The organism is Peribacillus aracenensis (assembly GCF_025175645.1).
Taxonomy (GTDB): Bacteria; Bacillota; Bacilli; order Bacillales; family DSM-1321; genus Peribacillus; species Peribacillus aracenensis.
The window spans coordinates 88,469-111,288 of the sequence record NZ_JANZMJ010000012.1 but is presented as its reverse complement, the minus strand read 5'-3'; the positions used below and the strand labels follow the sequence as shown (position 1 = coordinate 111,288).

At 42.1% G+C, this 22,820-nt stretch carries 21 protein-coding genes and 1 riboswitch; of the genes, 18 read left to right on the top strand and 3 right to left on the bottom strand.

What is annotated here, in order from left to right; all coding sequences use genetic code 11:
- Nucleotides 1-13: 13 nt before the first annotated feature.
- The 7 genes from N0M92_RS13995 (at nucleotide 14) to N0M92_RS13965 (ending at nucleotide 6,385) form a co-directional block, all read left to right on the top strand.
- Complete coding sequence (locus N0M92_RS13995) at nucleotides 14-1,207, top strand: flagellin N-terminal helical domain-containing protein (protein WP_260286329.1); 1,194 nt, start codon at nucleotides 14-16, stop codon at nucleotides 1,205-1,207.
- Nucleotides 1,208-2,030: 823 nt separating this feature from the next.
- Nucleotides 2,031-2,393, top strand: a complete 363-nt coding sequence (flaG, locus tag N0M92_RS13990) for a flagellar protein FlaG (protein WP_260286328.1) — start codon at nucleotides 2,031-2,033, stop codon at nucleotides 2,391-2,393.
- 14 nt (nucleotides 2,394-2,407) lie between these two features.
- On the top strand, nucleotides 2,408-3,919 hold the full coding sequence (locus N0M92_RS13985) for a flagellar hook-associated protein 2 (RefSeq protein WP_260286327.1): 1,512 nt from the start codon (nucleotides 2,408-2,410) through the stop codon (nucleotides 3,917-3,919).
- Between the two features lie 27 nt (nucleotides 3,920-3,946).
- Entirely contained in the window at nucleotides 3,947-4,348 is a 402-nt protein-coding gene (gene fliS / locus N0M92_RS13980; RefSeq protein WP_260286326.1) for a flagellar export chaperone FliS, read from the top strand.
- Nucleotides 4,348-4,692 (top strand): flagellar protein FliT, encoded by a 345-nt coding sequence (locus tag N0M92_RS13975; RefSeq protein ID WP_260286325.1) that lies wholly within the window; start codon nucleotides 4,348-4,350, stop codon nucleotides 4,690-4,692. The genes fliS and N0M92_RS13975 overlap by 1 nt, the downstream gene beginning before the upstream one ends.
- Before the next feature lie 252 nt (nucleotides 4,693-4,944).
- On the top strand, nucleotides 4,945-5,502 hold the full coding sequence (gene hpf / locus N0M92_RS13970) for a ribosome hibernation-promoting factor, HPF/YfiA family (RefSeq protein ID WP_260286324.1): 558 nt from the start codon (nucleotides 4,945-4,947) through the stop codon (nucleotides 5,500-5,502).
- Between the two features lie 626 nt (nucleotides 5,503-6,128).
- Nucleotides 6,129-6,214: riboswitch (cyclic di-GMP riboswitch) on the top strand.
- A 30-nt stretch (nucleotides 6,215-6,244) separates the two neighbouring features.
- The gene (locus tag N0M92_RS13965) at nucleotides 6,245-6,385 is read left to right on the top strand and encodes an anti-repressor SinI family protein (RefSeq protein WP_260286323.1); all 141 of its coding nucleotides are present in this window, start codon (nucleotides 6,245-6,247) and stop codon (nucleotides 6,383-6,385) included.
- Nucleotides 6,386-6,534: 149 nt separating this feature from the next.
- On the opposite strand, the gene N0M92_RS13960 is transcribed toward N0M92_RS13965, so the two are convergent.
- A complete protein-coding gene (locus N0M92_RS13960) occupies nucleotides 6,535-6,858 on the bottom strand; it encodes a helix-turn-helix domain-containing protein (RefSeq protein ID WP_061141195.1) in 324 nt (107 codons plus the stop codon).
- A gap of 419 nt (nucleotides 6,859-7,277) precedes the next feature.
- On the opposite strand from N0M92_RS13960, the gene secA reads away from it, so the two are divergent.
- The 9 genes from secA (at nucleotide 7,278) to N0M92_RS13915 (ending at nucleotide 18,810) form a co-directional block, all read left to right on the top strand.
- Nucleotides 7,278-9,791, top strand: coding sequence for a preprotein translocase subunit SecA (gene secA / locus N0M92_RS13955; protein WP_260286322.1), 2,514 nt, complete (start codon nucleotides 7,278-7,280; stop codon nucleotides 9,789-9,791).
- 170 nt (nucleotides 9,792-9,961) lie between these two features.
- Nucleotides 9,962-11,060 (top strand): peptide chain release factor 2 gene (gene prfB, locus N0M92_RS13950; protein ID WP_228467568.1). Its coding sequence is split into 2 segments (ribosomal slippage): nucleotides 9,962-10,024 and nucleotides 10,026-11,060, totalling 1,098 coding nucleotides; the frame shifts between segments, so codons are not numbered across the junction.
- Nucleotides 11,061-11,216: 156 nt separating this feature from the next.
- Nucleotides 11,217-12,080: a YitT family protein gene (locus N0M92_RS13945; protein ID WP_260286321.1), complete on the top strand. Its 864-nt coding sequence runs from the start codon at nucleotides 11,217-11,219 to the stop codon at nucleotides 12,078-12,080.
- Nucleotides 12,081-12,129: 49 nt separating this feature from the next.
- On the top strand, nucleotides 12,130-12,471 hold the full coding sequence (cccB, locus tag N0M92_RS13940; RefSeq protein ID WP_260286320.1) for a cytochrome c551: 342 nt from the start codon (nucleotides 12,130-12,132) through the stop codon (nucleotides 12,469-12,471).
- Nucleotides 12,472-12,765: 294 nt separating this feature from the next.
- Nucleotides 12,766-13,452: a cell division ATP-binding protein FtsE gene (gene ftsE, locus N0M92_RS13935; protein ID WP_089361962.1), complete on the top strand. Its 687-nt coding sequence runs from the start codon at nucleotides 12,766-12,768 to the stop codon at nucleotides 13,450-13,452.
- Nucleotides 13,442-14,335 carry a permease-like cell division protein FtsX gene (ftsX, locus tag N0M92_RS13930; protein WP_260286319.1) on the top strand — a complete coding sequence of 298 codons (894 nt, stop codon included), beginning with the start codon at nucleotides 13,442-13,444 and terminating at the stop codon, nucleotides 14,333-14,335. Before ftsE ends, ftsX begins: the two co-directional genes overlap by 11 nt.
- Before the next feature lie 95 nt (nucleotides 14,336-14,430).
- A complete protein-coding gene (locus N0M92_RS13925) occupies nucleotides 14,431-15,837 on the top strand; it encodes a murein hydrolase activator EnvC family protein (RefSeq protein ID WP_260286318.1) in 1,407 nt (468 codons plus the stop codon).
- A 140-nt stretch (nucleotides 15,838-15,977) separates the two neighbouring features.
- Entirely contained in the window at nucleotides 15,978-17,402 is a 1,425-nt protein-coding gene (locus tag N0M92_RS13920; protein ID WP_260286317.1) for a S41 family peptidase, read from the top strand.
- A 184-nt stretch (nucleotides 17,403-17,586) separates the two neighbouring features.
- Nucleotides 17,587-18,810: a PDZ domain-containing protein gene (locus tag N0M92_RS13915; RefSeq protein ID WP_260286316.1), complete on the top strand. Its 1,224-nt coding sequence runs from the start codon at nucleotides 17,587-17,589 to the stop codon at nucleotides 18,808-18,810.
- Nucleotides 18,811-18,876: 66 nt separating this feature from the next.
- Here N0M92_RS13915 and N0M92_RS13910 read toward each other — a convergent pair whose 3' ends face one another.
- Nucleotides 18,877-19,866 carry an ABC transporter substrate-binding protein gene (locus tag N0M92_RS13910; RefSeq protein ID WP_260286315.1) on the bottom strand — a complete coding sequence of 330 codons (990 nt, stop codon included), beginning with the start codon at nucleotides 19,864-19,866 and terminating at the stop codon, nucleotides 18,877-18,879.
- Nucleotides 19,867-20,046: 180 nt separating this feature from the next.
- On the opposite strand from N0M92_RS13910, the gene N0M92_RS13905 reads away from it, so the two are divergent.
- Nucleotides 20,047-21,051, top strand: a complete 1,005-nt coding sequence (locus tag N0M92_RS13905) for a FecCD family ABC transporter permease (RefSeq protein ID WP_260286314.1) — start codon at nucleotides 20,047-20,049, stop codon at nucleotides 21,049-21,051.
- Complete coding sequence (locus N0M92_RS13900) at nucleotides 21,048-22,103, top strand: FecCD family ABC transporter permease (RefSeq protein ID WP_098371567.1); 1,056 nt, start codon at nucleotides 21,048-21,050, stop codon at nucleotides 22,101-22,103. The genes N0M92_RS13905 and N0M92_RS13900 overlap by 4 nt, the downstream gene beginning before the upstream one ends.
- Before the next feature lie 179 nt (nucleotides 22,104-22,282).
- Here the strand turns inward: N0M92_RS13900 and N0M92_RS13895 are convergent, their stop codons facing one another.
- Entirely contained in the window at nucleotides 22,283-22,816 is a 534-nt protein-coding gene (locus tag N0M92_RS13895; RefSeq protein WP_260286313.1) for a YceI family protein, read from the bottom strand.
- Nucleotides 22,817-22,820 lie beyond the last annotated feature (4 nt).

Genomic DNA, 22,820 nt, shown 5'->3' with positions numbered 1-22,820 from the left:
GGAGGAAACATAAATGATTATCAATCACAATATCTCAGCTCTAAACACGCACCGTCAATTATCAAGTGCAACGAACGCTCAATCTAAATCAATGGAAAAACTAGCTTCTGGTATGCGTATCAATAAAGCTGGTGACGACGCAGCTGGTTTAGCAATCTCTGAAAAAATGCGTGGACAAATCCGCGGATTGGATCAAGCTTCCCGTAACTCACAAGATGCGATTTCTTTAATCCAAACTGCTGAAGGTGCATTAAATGAAACGACTGATATCCTTCAACGTATGCGTGAACTTGCCAACCAATCAGCAACAGCTACCAATACAACTAACGACCGCGGAGAGATTCAAAAAGAGATTAACTCTTTGACTTCTGAAATTAACCGAATCGGCAATACTACTGAGTTCAACACTCAAAAGTTATTAAACGGTGATAAAAATGGTGCGGGTTCTGCCGAAGTAGTTGCTGTTCAGGGTGAATATTCAATAGGAGTTACTGATGCAGAAGCTGGAATTACAATAGATGATGTTGTAATTGCTGGTGCTACAGGTGATAATGTAGCTGATTTGGCTGATAAAATTAACGCAGATACCACTTTAAACCTTAAATATCTAGCAGCAGATGATAATGGGAAATTAAAACTTACTCAATTAGCAGATGCTGAATCTGCAAGTGCTCCAAAAGTTGCGGGTGGGAATGTTACAACCACTACTGCAGGAGTAGTTGGTAAAGCAGCTAAGGAAGCAGATGATAGCAAGAGTCTAAAATTCCAAATTGGTGCAAACGAAAATCAAAGCTTAACACTTGATATCGCTGATATGAGAGCGAAAGCTTTAGGTCTTACTACTACAGGTACAGGAGATAAACTTGCAGTAACAGACGGAACAAACAACACAACGACTGAACAAGCTTTAGATGTGACTACTCATGAATCTGCAGCTGCAGCAATCACAAAAATCCAAGGTGCAATTGATAAAGTATCAGCAGAGCGTTCTAAATTAGGTGCTAACCAAAACCGTTTAGAGCACACGATCAACAACTTAGGTACTTCTTCTGAAAACCTAACGGCTGCTGAATCACGCGTTCGTGATACAGATATGGCTAAAACAATGATGGAGCAAACTAAAAACTCTATCTTGGCGCAAGCATCTCAAGCAATGCTCGCGCAAGCAAACCAGCAACCCCAGGGCGTTCTTCAATTACTTCGTTAATTGGATAGTTAGCCTAACAATAAAGGGTCTGACACTTTGTGTTAGGCTCTTTTATTTGTTCTGATTGAGGGGTGTAAGGAACACAACATGTATAAAAAAAGAGATTACTGCCCCTTAAAAGTTGGGGGCCATTCGTTATGTCACCAAGGAATCTTATGGCTACAATCCTAATAGATGAATAAAAAGAGAAGTCCTAAAATTAAATAGTCAGTCATAATTTTTTCAAAAAGTATAGAAGCGATTATCACCTCAGTTTTAATCCTTCTATTATAAAAAAGACTTAGGTAAAAGGAGCAATCTAACTGTTAAAACAAAGTTGATTGGAACGGAAGGTACGAGACTCCTGCGGGAATGCGAGTACAAGGGAGACCCCGCAGGCGCAAAGCGCCGAGGAGGCTCCCCGGACCGCCCGCGGAAAGCGAGTGCCTGGAGAGGAAATCAACGGTCACAGTATAAACCCTCAAAACGTATGGGCAATAGGGATTCCATCTTATATTTAATGGAGATCTAATTAGAACGTAAGGTGCGAGACTCCTGCGGGAATACACGTCCAAGGGAGACCCCGGAGGCGCAAAAGCGCCGAGGAGGCTACCGGACCGCCCGCGGAAAGCAAGTGCCTGGAGAGGAAATCAACGGTCAAAATTTAAAAGCCTAAAATAACTGAGACTCTAGATATTTTACTGGAGTTTTTTTAGTGGAATCTCTTTTATAGCAAAGGAGCATTCAGATAGTCTACACTAAACCAAAATCAAAAAGCATTACTAAATATAAAACTGTAAGAACCGATATAAAAAGTAAAGACATCATATGGGGGGCTATTTAGATGCTGGAGAGTTTGTCCACGAATATTCTTTCCTCACAACTTAGAACAGCAATCTCGGAAGGAATCAGTTCATATTATCAGCGGGAAATGAATACGCTTGCCTATTCGGAGCAAAGTGTGGAATCTACTGATGAGCCTTCAAAAGAAAAGATGCAGGAAATGGTGGATAATTTGAACACCTTCCTGAATCCGGCACATATGGCCGTTCGTTTTGAATATCACGAGAAGCTGAATGAATACTATGTCAAGGTAGTCGATGACGTGACGGATGAGACGATCAGGGAAATTCCTCCGAAGAAGTTATTGGATTTCTATGCGGCAATGATGGAGTTTGTCGGCATAATGGTGGATGAAAAAATATAAGCGGGTGATTTATTATGGTGCGAATCAGTGGTTTAGCAAGCGGGATGGATATTGATGAACTAGTTAAGAGCATGATGCAGGCAGAACGGGTGCCATTGGATAAATTAACACAGAAAAAGCAGTATTCCGAATGGCAGCGGGATGATTACCGTTCGATCAATACAGCTTTATCAGAATTGGATACGCTCATTCGTGATGGAATCGGGAAGCAATCCTCCTTTATAAAAAAGAAGGTGTCGGTTTCGAATCCAGATGCTGTATCAGTGAGAAATGTGAATTCGACTAGTGATTTTTCCGGGAATGTACAAGTGAATGGACTTGCCAAAGCAGCAACCATGACAAGTACGGAAAAATCAGCTGTTACCGACCCCAAAAAGAAACTATCGGAATTGGGTTTCACGACACCACAAGATATTACGATACTCGCCATCAATAAAGATGGCGGTTTTGATATGGAAGATAAAGATGGAGTGACAGTGGAAAAACCGTACACGCTTACCCTTAGTGGGGACGATACGTTAGAGAGTGTGATAAATAAAGTTAACGCTAACTCTGGAGTGACCCTATTTTTTGATGAAGCGTCCCAGCAGTTTTCCATCACTGCTAAAAATACCGGCGATGTTAAGGATAGAGCTGAAATTGAATTAGGGGGCACCGGAGATTTCTTCAATGTGCTAAAAATGGCCAGTAACAATGAAGGAACTGGGGGCACAAAAGGGGAAAATGCGTCCATTGTTTATAATGGACTGGAAATTTCCCGGCCTTCTAATACGTTTCAGATTAATGGAGCGGAAATAACGGTAAAGCAAAAAACGACCGATACAGTCACATTCTCATCAACAGCTGATGTGGATGCCATCCTGGATACGATCACACAGTTTGTGAATAAATACAATGAAGTCATTAAAAAGGTTCAAGATAAAACGGGTGAAGCGAAATATCGCTCCTTTACGCCGCTTACCTCTGAGCAAAAGAAGGCAATGACAGAGGATGAAGTGAAGCTGTGGGAAGAAAAAGCGAAGAGCGGAACATTGAAAAGCGACTCGACATTAAAAAGTCTCCTGACCACAATGAGGTCATCTCTATACACCTCGGTGGATGGAATCACGGGAAAAAACAGTCTTAGCAGTTTGGGTATCACCACCACCAAAAATTATTTGGAGGGCGGTAAATTAATGATTGATGAGGACAAGCTCCGGGCAGCCATTAGTGAGGATCCCAATGCGATTTATGATATGTTCATGGCCAATGGTCCGGAAAAGAGCGACAAAGGACTCGCACGCCGGTTAAGGGATGATATAGAATCATCGATGAAGGTGATTACTGAAAAAGCCGGAAAGGCCGGCTATGTTAATAACAATTTTACACTCGGAAAATTGGTTGATGGGCTGGATAAGAAGATTTCCACATTCGAAGCGAAGTTAACGAAACTGGAATCGCGCTATTATAACCAGTTTACGGCGATGGAAAAAGCGATTCAAAAGGCAAACAGCCAAAGTGCATCGTTAGCTTCTTATTTTAGTTAAGGTATGTCAGAAAGGAAGTAGTTAAGCATGGCGATAAATAATCCATATCAATCGTACCAGCAAAATTCAGTCAATACAGCATCCCCGGGAGAGCTTACATTAATGCTTTATAATGGCTGTTTGAAGTTCATCATGCTTGGGAAGAAAGCCATTGAAGCAGGAAATATCGAAGTGAAGAATACGAACATCATCAAGGCGCAAAATATTATCCGCGAATTGATGGTGACGCTGAATATGGATGCGGATGTTTCCAAAGATATGATGAGTCTGTATGATTTCATGAACCGGCGTCTGATCGAAGCGAATATGAAAAATGATGTTGCTGCCTTGGAAGAAGTGGAGGGGCTTGTTACTGAGTTCCGGAATACTTGGAAGGAAGTAATTCAGATCAATCGGAAAAAACAATTTACCCAAAGCGGTCAAGTGTAATGATGATTAGAACCTTTCATGAATTGACTGCTGAATTGCTTGCCGTTCTGGAAGATCGCACGATCACAGAACGTGATGATAAAATAGAAAGGGTTACAAAACTGATTGATCGGCGGGATGGGCTTCTTTCACAAATCAACCCGCCGTTTACTGGTGAAGAGCAACAATTGGGCCGTGCGGTACTGTTGCTCAACCAGCAGGTCGATCACTTGCTGAAGCTCCAAAGGCAGGAGATACAGCGGGATATCCAGGAAATAAATAAGAAGAAACGATCATCCAATAAATACACGAATCCGTATGAAAGTCTATCAGTGGATGGCATGTTTTATGATAAAAGAAATTGATTACCCTGCCGTTTGGATGCCAAACGGTTTTTATGTTAAGTTTTTTTAAATTTTCTGTAAATAAAATAGGCTTAATTTTTTCTTTATAGCATAGCATTTGATATAATGTAGCTAGGGCAGACATCAACCCTTTCCAAACCTTCCGACAATTGTTTTATGATTTCGACATGTTTCATGATGTGTTTCTAAAGGGAACCGGAGGGGTATTGTAGAATCTAACTGTATAGTCTTAATTTAAGGAGGACTCACTTTATGAATTACAACGTACGCGGTGAAAACATTGAGGTAACTCCAGCAATTCGAGAATACGTCGAAAAGAAAATTGGCAAGTTAGAACGATATTTTAACAATACACCAGATGCAAATGTGTTAGTGAATTTAAAAGTGAACAATAATACATCTAAAGTCGAAGTGACGATTCCCATGCAGAATTTGGTTCTTCGCGCTGAAGAAGAAAATGCGGATATGTATGCTGCCATTGACTTGATCAATGATAAGCTTGAACGCCAAATTCGTAAACATAAAACGAAGGTCAATCGTAAGTTCCGCAACAATCTATCTACGACACCCGATGCATTCGCCTTCAATACGGATGTTGACGAAGTGGTGGATGAATTCGAAGACGATCACGATATTGAAGTGGTCCGCAATAAGCGCTTTGATTTAAAGCCAATGGACAGTGAAGAGGCGATTTTACAAATGAATATGCTTGGTCACAGTTTCTTCGTTTACACGAATGCGGATACGAATACAACAAACGTAGTGTACCGCCGAAAAGATGGACGCTATGGATTGATTGAACCTAGTTAACTATTAATCTTAGATCAAAAGCACAACCCAGCCTCTGGGTTGTGCTTTTTTGATAGAATGCGTTGGCTGTTTGATATACTATAAAAAGACTTGTTCTCAGTTCATTTAAAAGAACAAATAATGTTCTTTATTAAGATAAATGATTAGTTTTACCTATTTAAACACCCTAACTTTTGCACTATACTCAAGTTGTTAGTTCTTTAAAGAGAACAATTGGTTATTTATAAAAAAACAATTTGAATAAGATGCAGAGGGGTTGGAAAACTTGTATCGAAAGAATTGCCATACATGCCATAGGGCTTCTTTTAGCAGTGCGGAATATGGAAAGTGGCTTTGTCCGACCTGCGGTGAGGATTTAACTGCGCAAAAAACCCTTGATGCACTTATAATTGAAAGAATCAATACACCTCAATGGAATAGTAAGAAGAGCAATATTCACTATTATTCAAATAAAAGAAATTGAATTAGCCTATGTTAACTTGCCTAAACTGTGAATTTTCTTAATATTGTAATATTTTGTCGGATGAAAGTTTTTGCATTTATGTGGATTACCGACATAAAATAGCAATATATGGAGTGTGTTTCCGTTATAATATGATTATAAGCACTGTATTTGGTAATAAATACCATGACAAAGGCAAACTGATTGAAAGATTAGGGCGCAAAGGCACAGGTCTAAGGTCCTTGTGACTATGATGGCTGGTCTGCCTGAAATACAAGAGTATTTTAGGAGGTAGAAGAGGTGGCTAATGTGGCAATGGATCAAGAATGGGTGAAGTTGATTTCAGAAGCAAGGAGTTTGGGTTTCAAAAAAGAGGAAATCAGTGCTTTTTTGAAAAGGGAAAGCGTTGAGGTAACTTTTGAGGAGAACGATGGAAAATAGGTTCCGAACAAGATTGAGAACATCCCTATAAACAGTGGTTCGATTCATTAGCTGTTTATAGGGGGGATGTCTCCTTGAGATTCTGGTGAGTCTAGCTTATCCAAACTATATTCTATTGGATTATGTAGGTAAACTAGTGCACTACCACTCTACTCTTCTTTATCTTTTCTCCATTTATTAAACTCGATGAATTCCCTGAATTGTTGTTTTGAAACACCTGAATTCATGGCTTCCTCAACGATTTTCATCCAGTCATTGTCCAAGGTTTCCTTATTTGGAGCATCATAAAGCAGGGCATCGACAGGAATGTTAAGTACGGCGGAGATTTTTTCAAGAAATTGAATAGAAGGATTCGTTTGTAAGTTCCGCTCGAGCGAACTTAAATAAGACTTTGCCACACCCGCTTTATCGGCAAGTTCAGTCATTGACATTTTCTTTTCTTCTCGCAGTTTTTTTACACGTTCACCAATCATCAATACCACCTCGAAACATGTTCTATTTATCTTCCGCTATTAAGTTTCAGTAGCCCACCTTATCATTCAAAACATGACGCCTGTAAGGCTGGATTACCTTGACATGCTATCGCTAGAGAGGACATAGCATCTAGTGATGGAAGGTTATGGATAATTCTCATTTGCATATGGAATAGTGGGGAGTTTGCAACATATTTTTTATACTTCCTCCTATTTTAACAGTTTTCCTCCTCATTTATCCATTGTTTTTCGCAAGAATTGAATTCAGGTCTATACCAGGGAAGTGACATGAAGTTGTACCTCTAGAATAGAAGTGGTAAAATTAAGCGTGCATTAGTAATAATAGAAGTTGTGTTTCTTCTTACTTATATGAATTTAGTCATTGAACGATCATTACCATAATAGAGGAGCGTTATTGAATGCTTAATATATTAAATAAAGTTTTTGATCCGAATAAGCGAGAAATCAAACGATTAGAAAAAATCGCCGATCAGGTCGAAGCACTGGCTGATGAGACGGCTGCACTATCGGATGAACAGTTGCGTGCCAAAACGGATGAGTTTAAAGAGCGTTATCAAAATGGGGAGACCGTTGATGATTTGCTTGTCGAGGCGTTTGCGGTTGCGCGTGAAGGTGCAAAGCGTGCTCTGGGCTTATATCCTTACCGTGTTCAAATCATGGGTGGGGCATCCCTCCATGATGGAAATATCTCCGAGATGAAAACTGGGGAAGGTAAAACCTTAACATCCACCATGCCTGTTTATTTAAACGCGCTTACCGGTAAAGGTGTACATGTCGTTACTGTCAATGAATACCTGGCACACCGTGATGCCACCGAGATGGGTGTATTGTATGATTTCCTTGGTTTGACCGTCGGATTGAATTTGAACAGTCATTCTAAAGAAGAAAAGCAGGCGGCGTACAATGCGGATATTACGTACAGTACGAATAATGAGTTAGGTTTTGATTACCTTCGTGACAACATGGTGTTATATAAAGAACAAATGGTACAGCGCCCGCTGCACTTTGCTGTCATTGATGAGGTCGATTCGATTTTGATCGATGAGGCGAGAACGCCATTGATCATTTCCGGTTCCGCACAAAAGTCGGCTCAACTTTATATCCAGGCCAATGCGTTTGTAAGAACCTTAAAAAAAGAAACGGACTACACATATGATGAAAAGACAAAAGGTGTTCAGCTGACGGAAGATGGGATGAATCGAGCTGAAAAAGCGTTTAATATCGATAATTTGTTCGATATTAATCACGTTACTTTGAACCATCATATCAATCAGGCGTTAAAGGCGCATGTTTCCATGCATTTGGATGTGGATTATGTGGTCCAGGAAGGCGAGATAGTCATCGTTGACCAATTCACTGGCCGTTTGATGAAAGGCCGCCGTTACAGTGAAGGTCTCCATCAGGCGATCGAAGCGAAAGAAGGACTTGAAATTCAAAATGAAAGCATGACTCTTGCGACGATTACATTCCAGAACTATTTCAGGATGTATGAAAAACTTTCAGGTATGACCGGGACAGCTAAAACGGAAGAAGAGGAATTCCGCAATATTTATAATATGAATGTCATTGCGATCCCGACAAACAGGAATATCATCAGGGATGACAGGGCGGATCTTATATACGCGACAACTGATGGGAAGTTCAAGGCAGTTGTGGAAGACATCGGCGAGCGTTATAAAAAGGGTCAGCCTGTGCTTGTCGGTACGGTTGCCATCGAAACATCTGAAGTCATATCCGCCTATTTATCCAAAAAAGGAATCCCTCACGATGTTTTGAATGCCAAGAACCATGAGCGTGAAGCGGAAATCATTGCGAATGCAGGTAATCAAGGCTCAGTTACGATTGCTACGAACATGGCGGGACGCGGTACGGATATCAAGCTTGGTGAAGGTGTCAAAGAGCTTGGCGGCCTTGCTGTCATCGGTACGGAACGTCATGAAAGCAGGCGTATAGATAACCAGCTGCGTGGTCGGTCAGGCCGTCAAGGAGACCCAGGGGTCACTCAATTCTATTTATCAATGGAAGATGAATTGATGCGCCGCTTCGGTTCGGATAATATGAAAAACATGATGGCACGCCTTGGAATGGATGATTCCCAGCCAATTCAAAGTAAAATGGTGACAAGGGCCGTTGAATCCGCACAGAAACGGGTCGAAGGCAATAACTTCGATTCACGGAAGCAATTACTGCAGTATGATGATGTTCTCCGTCAACAACGGGAAATTATATATAAACAGCGTTTCGATGTCATGGAAAGTGAAAACTTACGTGAAATCGTCGAAACGATGATTACGGGATCCATCGAGCGGAATGTTGTCGCGTTTGCACCAATGGGTGATGAGGAAGGCTGGAATTTACAAGGCCTTGCGGATTACCTGAATGGTAACCTATTTAATGAAGGTTCAATCACTGTAGCTGATTTGGATGGGAAAAATGAATCGGAATTGGTTGAGTTCATTTTAGCAAAAGTGAAAGAAGGCTATGACCAAAAAGAAGAAGAGCTATCTGAAGAACAAATGCGTGAGTTCGAAAAAGTAATCGTTCTTCGTGCAGTCGATAGTAAGTGGATGGACCATATTGATGCAATGGAGCAATTGCGCCAAGGGATCCACCTTCGTGCTTATGGCCAGATCGATCCGTTACGTGAATATCAATCTGAAGGTTTCGCAATGTTCGAAGCCATGATTGCTTCAATGGAGGATGAAGTCGCCAAATACATCATGAAGGCTGAAATCCGCAACAATTTGGAGCGTAAGGAAGTCATAAAAGGACAAGCGGTAAATCCGAAGGAAGAAGATGGGGGCAAAGTGAAAAAAGCCCCTGCCCGTAAAAAGGAAGACGTTGGCCGAAACGCGTTATGCCCATGCGGCAGCGGTAAAAAATATAAGAATTGCCATGGCAATTTAGGCTAAAGTTAGGTGTATAATGAATATGGGACGGTTAAGTGTAAGGCTTGCCGCCTCTTTTCATGTTTAGTTTGCATAAAGCAATATACTTGCATATAGTTTGAAGAGGTTTATTTGTAATGAAGCGAATCCCTCTTCTGGGATTTCTTTTAACATACTTAATGAGGTGAAGAGAAATGGAATTAGCAGAAATAAGAAATGAACTTGAACGGACAGCGCAACGATTAACGGACTTTAGGGGGTCTCTTTGACTTAGATGAAAAAGAGGCACGAATCGCACAGCTTGAAAATGAGATGACACATCCCGATTTTTGGAATGATCAGCAAAAAGCACAAATTGTCATCAATGAAACGAATGCTTTGAAAGAACAGGTCAATCAATTGTCCGAACTGAATGAATCATATGAAAATCTGGATTTGACATATGAATTAGTGAAAGAGGAGAATGATCAAGAACTTTTGGCTGAGCTGGAAGAAGAAATTACGATTCTTTCACAAAAGATGAATGATTTTGAACTTCAACTTTTACTAAGTGAAGAATATGACTCGAAAAATGCCATTCTTGAACTGCATCCTGGAGCGGGCGGAACGGAGTCCCAGGATTGGGGTTCCATGCTGCTTCGTATGTATACAAGATGGGGTGAAAAAAGAGGCTTTAAAGTGGAAACCCTTGATTACCTTCCAGGTGATGAAGCTGGAATCAAGAGTGTCACTTTAATTTTCAAAGGCCATAACGCCTATGGTTATTTAAAAGCGGAAAAAGGGGTCCACCGTCTTGTCCGGATTTCCCCTTTCGATTCCTCAGGGAGACGCCATACTTCATTCGTTTCATGTGAAGTCATGCCGGAATTCGATGAGACGATCAATATAGAAGTACGCACGGAAGATTTGAAAATCGATACGTATCGGGCAAGTGGTGCAGGTGGTCAGCATATCAATACAACGGACTCCGCAGTCCGGATCACCCATATACCTACGAACACCGTGGTAACGTGCCAAAACGAAAGATCTCAAATAAAAAACAAGGCCCAGGCCATGAATATGCTGAAAGCCAAATTGTATCAACGTGAAATTGAACAGCAACAAGCGGAATTGGATGAAATCCGTGGTGAGCAAAAGGAAATTGGCTGGGGCAGCCAAATTCGTTCATATGTTTTCCACCCGTATTCCATGGTTAAAGATCACCGTACCAGTGCGGAGACTGGAAACTTGGGAGCAGTCATGGATGGGGATATCGATATGTTCATTGATGCGTACTTGCGTTCAAAATTATAAGATCAGCCAGTCGGACCGGTTCCCCCGGTCCGGCTTTTTTTTATGATTTCCTTTATAACGAATTATCTGGCTGACATTTACAGGATGGAAAAGGGATGCCCTACCTCGTTCGGCCAATACTAGATAATAATGATGGTTCGAGGAGACTTATGCAGAATGAAGAAAAGGTACCGGGAGCAGAAGCACCCTTTAATTCAAAAGTTAATGGAGTACGGATTGGTGATTGTCGGTTCGGCCATAATTGCCATTGGTTTTAATGTATTCTTACTGCCTAACCAGGTTGCATCCGGCGGGGTCAGCGGGATTAGCACGATTCTCGATTCAACTCTCGGTTGGGAGCCGGCTTATGTACTTTGGGGTTTTAATATCCCTTTGTTCATTTCGGGGCTTATTATCCTTGGAAGACATTTCGGAGCCAAAAGCCTGATTGGAACCTTGTTTCTGCCTTTGGTGGTATTTCTGACAAAGGGTTGGGATGCATGGACGAACGATGCATTGCTTGGTTCGATTTGCGGGGGGATGATGGTCGGGCTTGGCCTGGGGATCGTCTTTCGCGGAAAGGGCTCCACAGGGGGGACCGATTTGGCGGCCCAGATATTCCATAAATATACCCATCTGTCATTGGGGACCTGTGTGGCTGTCATTGATGGAATCATCGTTTTAAGTGCTGCCATCGTTTTTGATATTGAAAAAGGGCTGTATGCATTAATAGGTTTATATGTGACAAGCAAGACGATCGACCTCGTCCAGATTGGATTGAACCATTCGAAGATGTCATTAATTATCACGAATAAAGAAACGGAAGTAAGGGATGCTATCATACATGAGCTGGACCGGGGTGTAACAGGCCTATCCGGGTATGGCGGCTATACGGATGATACACGTCCAATTTTGATGTGCGTAATAGACCAGTCGGAATTCACCAAATTGAAACAATTGGTGAAACTCGTTGACCCTAAAGCGTTTGTAATTGTCATGGACGCATCGGAGGTACTCGGGGAGGGTTTTAAACTGGATTGAAATTGGTATAATGTTCTTGTGCTGGTATAAATCAGAGGGGGTAAATTCAATGAAACGGAAATGGTTAGCCTTAGTTTTGGGTACTAGTTTGGCCTTGGCTGCATGCGGCGGGAACGATGATACTGCAGATAAAGAGCCTGCAAATGAAAATAATGAAACGACTACGGCGGGTGCAGGTGATGCCGCTAAAATTTATGAAAACAAATGTTCAAGTTGTCATGCCGTGAACCTTGAAGGCGGCGTGGGACCGAATTTAACGAAGGTCGGTTCTAGGCTTTCGAAAGAAGACATCGAAAAAGTCATTGCGAATGGCCAAGGTGGAATGCCAAAAGGTATAATCCAGGGCAAGGAAGCGAGCATGGTCGCTGAATGGCTTGCTGGACATAAATAATGATCGACGAAACGTCCTGCTTTAGCAGGGCGTTTCATTTAGCCTCCTTTAAAACCTCGAAACAACTCTCATTTAATCCCTTATCAAGCAATCAAATCCTGGAATTATTACATAGATGTTGATATATGACTAACTGAAATGAAACTGTAATATTTTTTATGCTTAATTTGACAAAATATGATGTTATAATGTTTCTGTGCTCAAGTAAGAGAGATTCCTGTCAGATTTCAGTGAAAATTGTCGAAAAAGCTGTAGGTACATAGTGATAATCCAAGCAAATTAGGTGGTTTTAGAATGATAGAAATGATAGATGTGAAAAAGACATATCCAAATGGCGTAATTGCCATTAATGGAATCAATGTGAAAATAAAGCCAGGCGAGTTCGTTTATGTAGTGGGTCCGAGCGGTGCCGGAAAATCGACTTTCATCAAAATGATGTATAGGGAAGAAAAGCCTACAAGCGGTAATATTTTGGTCAATGGCATTAGCCTGCCAAGTATCCGCAATTCGAAAGTTCCTCTATTCCGCCGTAATATCGGTATGGTATTCCAAGATTTTAAACTCCTTCAAACATTCACTGCATATGAAAATGTTGCTTTTGCCATGGAAGTTATTGAAAAGGAACCAGAAGAAATCAAAAAGAGAGTCATGGAAGTCCTCGATCTGGTTGGCATTAAACATAAAGCGAGGATGCTGCCTTCCGAGTTATCCGGTGGGGAGCAGCAAAGGGTTGCAATAGCCCGTTCGATCGTCAATGATCCTAAGGTAGTCATAGCCGACGAGCCTACAGGTAATCTTGATCCCGAAACATCATGGGAAATCATGAACATATTTGAAGAAATTAATAAACGCGGAACTACGCTTGTCATGGCCACTCATAATAGGGACATCGTCAACAATATTAAACGACGTGTCATTGCCATTGAAAGTGGAAAAATAGTACGCGATGAACATCGAGGTGATTACGGATATGAAATTTAGAACATTGCTCCGTCACTTCCGTGAAAGTTTTAAAAATATTGGCCGTAATGGATGGATGACGTTTGCTTCAGTCAGTGCAGTAACGGTCACTCTAACATTGGTTGGCGTCTTTTTAGTGCTCATGATGAATTTAAATCATATCGCGGGAAATGTGGAGAAAGATGTCGAAGTTCGGGCACATATTGATAATGCGGCGAATGATGACGATATAAAAGCTATCGGTAAGCAAATTACGGAGATGAACGGCATTGAATCAGTGATTTTCTCTCCAAAAGATGAAGAGCTTACTAATTTAATAGATGATTTAGGAGATAATGGTGATGCTTTTAAACCATTTGAACAAGATAACCCATTAAGGGACGTTTATGTTATCAAAACGAAATCCCCGCAAGATGTCATCAAGGTGGCAAAAAAGATCGAAGGTTTGGAGTATATCCAAAGCGTTAAATATGGACAAGGCTATGTCGAGAAACTATTCAGCTTTGTTAATATTGCTAGAAACATAGGAATCGTTCTTATTGTAGGTTTACTATTTACTGCAATGTTCCTGATTTCGAATACGATTAAAATTACCATTGTAGCCAGAAGAAAAGAAATTGAGATCATGAGGTTGGTAGGGGCGACGAATACGTTCATCCGTTGGCCATTCTTCTTGGAAGGTCTCTGGCTGGGAGTGCTCGGTTCCATCATTCCGATAGGTCTGGTCTCCGCACTCTACTACAATCTATATAAATATGCTGCACCGCAGATCACGTTCAAATTCATAGATTTCCTGCCTGCAAATCCATTTATTTATCAAGTCTCGGCCATCCTCATCGTAATTGGTGCCGTTATCGGGATATGGGGCAGCTTGATGTCCGTCAGGAAGTTCTTGAAAGTATAAAAGTGTATTTTTACTCGAAAGCCAAAAGAAGCGAGACATAAATAGAGAGACGTTACAAGGCATGGATGTAACGGGTTGAAAGGGGAAATGAAACGTTGAAAAAAAATATCATTGCCATGAATGCCTCCATCATGATCGGGTTGGGAAGCATTCTAGCGGCACCTTCAGTTTATGCTGAGTCGATTTCGAATTTAGAAAAACAGAAAGAATCCATCCAGGATAAACGTTCGGGTGTGGAATCGAATATTTCCGAAACGGAAAAGAAAATCGATAACCTGCAGGATAAGCAAATGACAGCAGAAGACCAAATCGCTGCCATTGAAGCGAAAATTGCCGAGTCCGCAAAAAAGATCGATGCTAAAAATGCTGAAATTACTCAAACGAAAAAAGAAATCGAGGCATTGAAAAAAGAGATTAAAGTATTAAAAGAGCGGATCGCCAAGCGTAATGAGGTATTGAAGGAAAGGGCCCTTTCTTTCCAGGAGACTGGCGGGGACGTGAACTACCTTGAAGTATTATTCGGATCATCCAGTTTTGGGGATTTAGTTGACCGTGTGGGAGCTGTAGCGACAATCGCAGAAGCCGACCGCGATATTTTAAAGCAGCATGAAATGGATAAAAAGGATCTGGAAGAAAAGCAAAAAGCCGTAGAAACGAAGCTAGCCAGTTTAGAAGTGGCAAAAGCTGAACTATTGGAAATTCAAAAGCAGCAAAAACAGCAGAAGCAAGAAAAGGATGCTTTGGTTAAGAAATTAAAGCAACAAACTAAAAAGCATGAGGATGAGAAGATGGGTCTAGAGGAAGAGAAAGCGAATCTTGCCGCTCAAGAAAAAGCGATCAAATCTGCCATCAGCTTAGAGCATCAACGTCTTGCAGAATTGGAAGCAGCCCGTAAAAAAGCGGCAGCCGAAGCGAAAAAACGTGCAGAGCAAGAAGCTGCGCAAGCGGCAGCACAAGCAGCAGCACAAGCGGCTTCTCAAGCATCACAAGCATCCGAAACTAAAAAACAATCCACTTCTTCAGGATATAGTGCAAAAAGCAACAGCTCATCATCATCATCTTCACAATCTTCGTCTAATGTAAGTCAAGCGCCAGCTGTATCATCTGGTACATTCACTAGACCAAGTGCAGGATATGTATCTTCAACAATGGGTGAACGTTGGAATAAACAGCATGCCGGCATCGATATAGCTGCTGGCGGAACGGTTCCAGTTGTAGCGGCAGCCGACGGAGTCGTAAGCCGTTCTTACTTCTCAAGTACATACGGTAACGTCGTCTTCGTTACCCATTCAATCGGCGGTCAGCAATGGACTACTGTGTATGCACACTTAAGTTCTAGACAAGTAGGCGAAGGTGCTGTAGTTGCCAAAGGTCAACAAGTTGGCATCATGGGTAACACAGGACATTCCTTCGGTCAGCATTTACACTTTGAGCTACATAAAGGCCCATGGAATTATAGCAAGTCAAATGCTGTTAATCCATTAAACTATATACCTAATTAATACCCAATATATCAACGAAAAAACAGACCAGGTAAATTCCTTGTCTGTTTTTTTGTGTGGTGTCACCATTTTCTTTAAGCATATTCTTTCCATTCCCTTCATATAGTGAAATACATATCAGGTCAGAAATGGGGATAAATATGGTCAAAAAATGGGTACTTCCTCTAGCAATCATCATGTCACTAGCCATTGGAGCAGTGGGGGGCATATATTGGACAAGCTTCTCGGCCAAGAATGAAGTAAAGGATGAAAGCCAAGCGATATCGAAGGATAAGGAATGGGCAAAAGTTGAACAAGCTTACGGTTTGATCGTAAGTCAGTATGTAGAACAGGTGGACGGTTCCAAACTGGTCGCGGGTGCCATTCAAGGCATGCTGTCAGCGTTGAAAGATCCTTATTCCGTATATATGGACAAGGAGACCGCCAAACAATTCAATGAAACCCTGGACTCCTCTTTTGAAGGGATTGGGACTGAAATCGGAATGGAAGATGGTAAGGTCATCATTGTTTCTCCTTACAAAGATTCACCTGCTGAAAAAGCGGGATTAAAGCCGAAAGATCAAATCCTTAAGGTGAATGGCGAGAGTGTAGAAGGTTTGGATCTGTATGAGACACGCCTGAAAATCCGTGGCGAAAAAGGATCACCCGTCAAAATGGAAATAAAGCGGGCCGGGGTGGACAATCCTCTAGAATTCAATATGGTGCGTGCCGAAATCCCATTGGATACCGTATTTTCATCAATTAAGGAAGTCGCGGGAGAACAAATCGGTTATATCGAGTTGACCTCATTCTCGGAAAATACTGCGACTGATTTCAAAAAGCAGTTAAAGGGGCTGGAAAAGAAGGGGATCGAGGGCTTGGTCATAGATGTACGCGGCAATCCGGGCGGCCTTCTTTCCAGTGTGGAAACGATTCTTGGCGAGTTTATCACAAAAGACAAACCCTATTTGCAAATTGCGGAAAGAACGGGAGAAACACAATCGTTTTTTACAAGCCTTAAGAAAGCGAAAGCTTATCCCGTTGCTGTCTTGACGGATAAAGGCAGCGCCTCAGCCTCGGAAATCCTGGCTGGCGCGATGCAAGAGGCGGGGGGCTATCCATTGGTCGGTGAGAAGACCTTCGGGAAAGGCACTGTACAGCAAGCCGTACCAATGGGTGATGGCAGTAAGATTAAACTTACGTTATATAAGTGGCTGACGCCATCAGGGAAATGGATCCATAAAAAAGGGATCGAACCGGCAATCAAAGTGAAACAACCGGATTATTTTGATGCACATCAGCTGGCTATTGAGAAGGTGTTGCAGCGGGATATGAATGATGAACAAATCCAGTATGCGCAAAGCATTCTGAAAGGACTCGGATTTGAACCGGGTCGTGAGGATGGATATTATGATTGGAGTACAGAGATTGCAGTAAAGGCATTCCAAAAACAATTTGGCCTGGAAGTGACTGGTAAGCTGGACGCTAAAACCGCAGCACATCTGGAATCCGCCATTCTGGATAAGATCCGGGATGAAGATAATGATATTCAGTTACGCACGGCTTTGAATTATTTAGTGAAATAAATTAGTGGCACCGTTCCCCTTGGAATGGTGCCTCTTTCGCATTTGATCGAACCCCGTCTGCGAACATGAAGGCAGTTTATGTGAAACTTAAGATAAAGCTACTTTTTCTGCATCTTAATAGGCATGAAGGTTACATATTTGATAGAATAGGAGGTAACTGACCAGAACGAAGTTTGACAAAATTTTGATTACTGTTGAGGATGGTGCAAAGAAATTGACAACGGATTGGCTGATTGCATGCTTAATGGGATTAGGAAAACTCTTCCTTCATCCTTTGCTTTATGTTTCGATTGCCTATTGTTTATTCATCGGCTATCTTCGCGTTAAACGGGAACGCCATGATTTCAATACGAAGATTTACAGTTTTTCCATGGAGCTGCGTTCCATGTTACCTCAAGGATTGATATGGGGATTGATCCTTTCTCTCCTCACGCTGGCTACTGGACTAGCCATTCCTTTGGCGGCTCTGTTCATCATGGCAGTAGTTACGGTTTTATCCATGCTATCCATGAAAAAGAGGTTTGTTTCCCCCGTTTATACAGTGGGACTCACCTTCTTTATTCTTTTCTTTTTATATGATAGTGACATCCAGCTGACTTTATTTCAGGATGCCTTTAATCAGCTGGATCGGTCCGTATATCCGACACTGGTTATTTTGATAGGATTATTACTGATTGCTGAAGGGTTTTTGATTGCTGGCAATGGAAGTGAAAAGGTCTCTCCTCAGTTGGAGGTATCCAAGAGGGGTCAGCCGATAGGTGTGTATGTTTCACAGCGAATCTGGTTAATTCCCATGTTCGTCATGATTCCTGGAGGACAACTTCCAGTGCCTTTCGAATGGTATCCGGTTTTTTCGATCGGGGACATGTCCCTATCGCCGATCGTACTGCCCATTTTAATCGGCTTTAAGCAAAAAGTACATGGGACGCTTCCGGAACTGGCCATTAGGGCGCAAGGCAAAAAGGTAGGGGCATTGGGAATTGTGATTACGCTATTGGCGGCAGTTGGTTACTGGTACCCACCATTGGCAATCATAACGGCTGTTTTAGCCATCCTTGGTCGTGAATTCCTGCACTATACCCAAAAGGCAATGGATCAAAAGCTTCCTTTTTATTTTTCAAAAAGTAAGCTGGGTGTCCAGATCTTAGGCGTTATCCCTCAATCTCCGGCAGATAAAATGGGGTTGCAAAAAGGCGAGGTCATTTCGAAAATAAATGGGGTCGTCGTCAGGGAAGAAGAAGAGTTATACAGGGCGCTCCAAATAAACCGGGCACATTGCAAGCTTGAGGTCATCGATAACAATGAACAGATCCGCTTTGTGCAAAGAGCCCTTTTTGACGGGGAGCATTACGAATTGGGCATCTTGTTCGTAGATGATCAATTAAAGGAAAGCGGACAAGTGGGTTAATGATACATTATTCCAAAATAAAAAGGCCTTTCTCGAATTATATCGAGAAAGGCCTTTTTTAAAATATTACTTTTCAAGCATGATCTTTTCTATATCGTCCAGCATTTTATTAGCTGCAATTACGCCGCCAGATGTATTCCAAGTAGCGTCGCTAACCTCATAAGCTTTTCCATTTTTAACTGCATCAAGATTTTTCCAAAGTGGATCATTCGTCCATTCTTTTGCTGTGCTTAGGGCTTGTTTGTCGCCTTCAGGAGCGTAAGTGAAGTAGAAGAGAAGATCTCCATCCATTTTAGGGATGACTTCTTTACCTACCTCGATGGCAAGGTTACCTAATTTATTATCTGCAGTGAACAGTTCCTTCTGTTGCTCTGCACGTTTAAATCCTAATTGATCGAAAATCACTCCAGAGAATGAATCCGTGTAATAAATACGGGTAGTTCCAGCCATGAAACGAACAACGGAAACTTCTTGATTTACTTTATCACCCAATTTAGCTTTAAGATCTTCTGTGTGTTTATCGAATTCAGCAATAACGTCGTTCCCTTTATCTTCAAGGTTAACGGCTTTTGCATATAGTTTAAAGTTTTCCTTCCAATCTCCTCTAAGCGTTTCCGAGAAAACGGTAGGGGCGATTGCACTTAATTTATCATAAACAGCTTCTTGGCGAATCTTGCTTCCGATAATCAAGTCAGGCTTTAGTGATGCGATTTTTTCTAAGTTAACTTCATGTTCAACACCAACAACTTCGACCCCATCCATATCATCTTTAATATGGTCGTACCAAGGGTCACCAAGCCATGATTGAACGGCACCAACAGGTTTAATTCCTAAAGCAAGCAATGCCTCAGTACCTTCATTTGTTAAAACGACCACTCTTTTAGGCGTTTCTTTCAACTCGGTAGTGCCCATGGCATGCTCAATTGTGTAGCTTGTATCTTCTTTCTTGTCTTCAGCTTTATTTCCATCGGCTTTATCATCCGAATTCCCGCAAGCTGCTAGAAGAAAGACTGCAAATATTGTAAAAATCGTTAATAATGACTTGAATCTAAACATCTATGTACCCCTCCCAATTTTTCAGCAAATGATAATCATTCGCACTTAACAGCATCATCATAAAATGAATATACTTTTCTGTCAATATATAAATGAAAATGATTCTCAAATTCATTGACATATTCCCATTACCACCAGTAAAATATTACTATACAAACGTGATTGGAAAGGTAACTGGATATGTTATTAAAAAATACATGGCAGAGATGGATGGGGCTGTTCATTACCATTCTTTTGCTGCTGTTTTTACTGTGTTCAAGCATTGTATACGGTTATACAGATACAACATGGAAAATGGCCATCGATGCTTTTACCCATTTCAATGGGACGAATGAACACATTGTCATTCAATCAGTAAGACTTCCGCGTGCCCTGATTGCTTCTGCAATTGGTGCAAGTTTAGCCATCTCGGGGGTTTTGATGCAAACGCTAACTAAAAACCCCCTGGCCTCTCCAGATATCTTCGGGGTCAACGCCGGGGCGGGATTGGCAGTTGTCACTGGGGTCACCGTGTTTGGGATAAGCAATCTTCAAGTATTCACATGGCTCTCATTCATAGGGGCGGCCATAGCCGCGATAAGCATATATATGATTGGAAGCATGGGGCGCGGCGGCTTGACACCGATGAAGCTGACATTGGCTGGTGCAGCCATGACGGCCATGGTAGCTTCACTTACACAAGGTCTTCTTGTTTCTAATGAGGCTCTTTTAGATCAAGTCCTATTCTGGCTTGCCGGATCCGTTTCCGGTAGAAGTCTAGACAATTTAATTGCCGTCCTGCCTTATCTTGTCGTAGGATGGGGCCTTGCCTTGATCATGTCCGGTAAAATGAATGTGTTATCAATGGGTGAAGATGTTGCGAAAGGCCTTGGACTGAATATAGTTTTCCTTAAACTGGTGCTGGGGCTGGCAATCATCCTGCTTGCTGGCGGATCAGTGGCGGTTGCGGGTCCGATTGGCTTTATAGGAATCGTCGTTCCGCATCTTACCCGTTCTATAGTAGGCATTGATCATCGGTGGGTGATTCCCTTCTCTGGACTTTTCGGGGCGGTGCTTTTGATTGCGGCCGATGTCATATCCAGGTATATCCTGATGCCTCGAGAAGTTCCGGTTGGAGTCATGACAGCCATAATCGGGACCCCATTCTTTATTTATATTGCTAGAAAGGGGTTCAGCGGCCGATGAAGTCATATAAGAGCTTTCGTTTATTTAATGAAAAAATATCATTCTTGATGGATAAAAAAGCTATGATCGTGATTTTCATATTATTTTTAGTCACTTCACTAGTGTTTGTGATCAGTACTGGAGTGGGTGAAATGAATATAAATCCGTTAAGTGTCCTCCAGGTCTTTATCGGAGGGGGGACGGAGAGCGATCGGCTTATTATCCAATCTTTCCGGCTGCCTAGAATAATTGTTGCCCTGCTGGTAGGGATGGGCCTTGCTGTAGCTGGAGGGATCCTTCAAGGGATGATTCGAAATCCACTTGCTTCGCCGGATATCTTGGGGATAACAGGAGGAGCGACAGTAGCGGTCGTTGGATTCCTGGCCATTTTTAGCGATAAGAATCATTCTTTAACGGTGAGCATCAATTGGCTGCCGTTAGCTGCATTCATTGGGGCGACGGTCGTGGCCTTTCTTGTTTATTCATTAGCCTGGAAAAATGGAGTTCCCCCGATAAGGCTTGTGTTGATCGGGATTGGGGTGATGGCTTTAATGAAGGCACTCACTACGATGATGATGATTCTTGGCCCAGTCTATCAAGCGAGCCAGGCCAACCTTTGGATCACGGGGTCAGTGTCTAACTCCACCTGGAATAATATCGCTGTACTGGCACCATGGACGATACTATTCCTGTTAATCGCCTTCCTTTATGCCAGGAATATTAATTTACAGGAGCTAGGCGATGATCTTGCAACGGGGCTTGGGGGCCATGTCCAAAAACAGCGGTTTGCATTATTGATGATCAGTACGGCCTTGATTGGTGGTTCCACGGCATTTGCCGGCGGAATAGGGTTTGTGGGATTAATGGCACCCCACATGGCCAGAAGGCTGGTTGGTTCGAGTTTTGGAGTGTTACTGCCCACTTCAGCTTTGCTTGGCGGCATCCTGGTTATGGTGGCGGATTTAATTGGACGGACCTTATTCTCACCTTTGGAAATACCGGCTGGTGTCTTCACAGCGAGTATCGGGGCACCATACTTCATTTATTTACTATATAAAACGAGGAATTCGTAAATCCGGTAAATGTAGAAAGCAGCAGTCATCCTAGGGATGGCTGCTGCTTCTGTTTGTAGACAAAAGGGGTTTGGCGCAAAGGCGCCGAGGCTCCCGAACCGCCCGCGGAAAGCGAGTGCCTGAAGTGGAAATCAACGTCTACACTTAAAAGAACTGTAGGCAAGCTCGCTTTCTTTTCATTAAGCTTCTTTAGCTGCTTCGATTTCGATGGTAAGCGTGATTTGATCGCCAATCAGTACTCCGCCTGTTTCTAACGCCGCGTTATAGGTTAGACCATAATCACTGCGTTTGACTTTCCCTTTTCCGCTGAATCCTGCTTTTTCATTCCCCCATGGATCTTTCCCTTGGCCTTCGAAGGTGATGCTGAAAGTTTCTTCTTGTGTGATTCCATTAAGAGTCACATTTCCAGTTACATCATATTCATCTTCATTCGTTTTCACGATTTTTGTTGATTTGAATGTTAAAGTAGGATTGTTTTCTACATCAAAGAAGTCAGCGGAACGCAGGTGATTATCCCGGTCTGCATTGCGTGTGTCGATACTGGCCACATCAACGGTAAAATCAATTTCTGCAGTTGTTAGATCCAATGGGTTTGCTAGGATGCTTGCTTCAAACTTATTAAAACTACCTTTTACTTTAGCGATCATCATATGTTTTACGGAAAATTCAATAGCACTGTGAGTCGGATCGATGGTCCATTTTGTATTTGTCATGTTT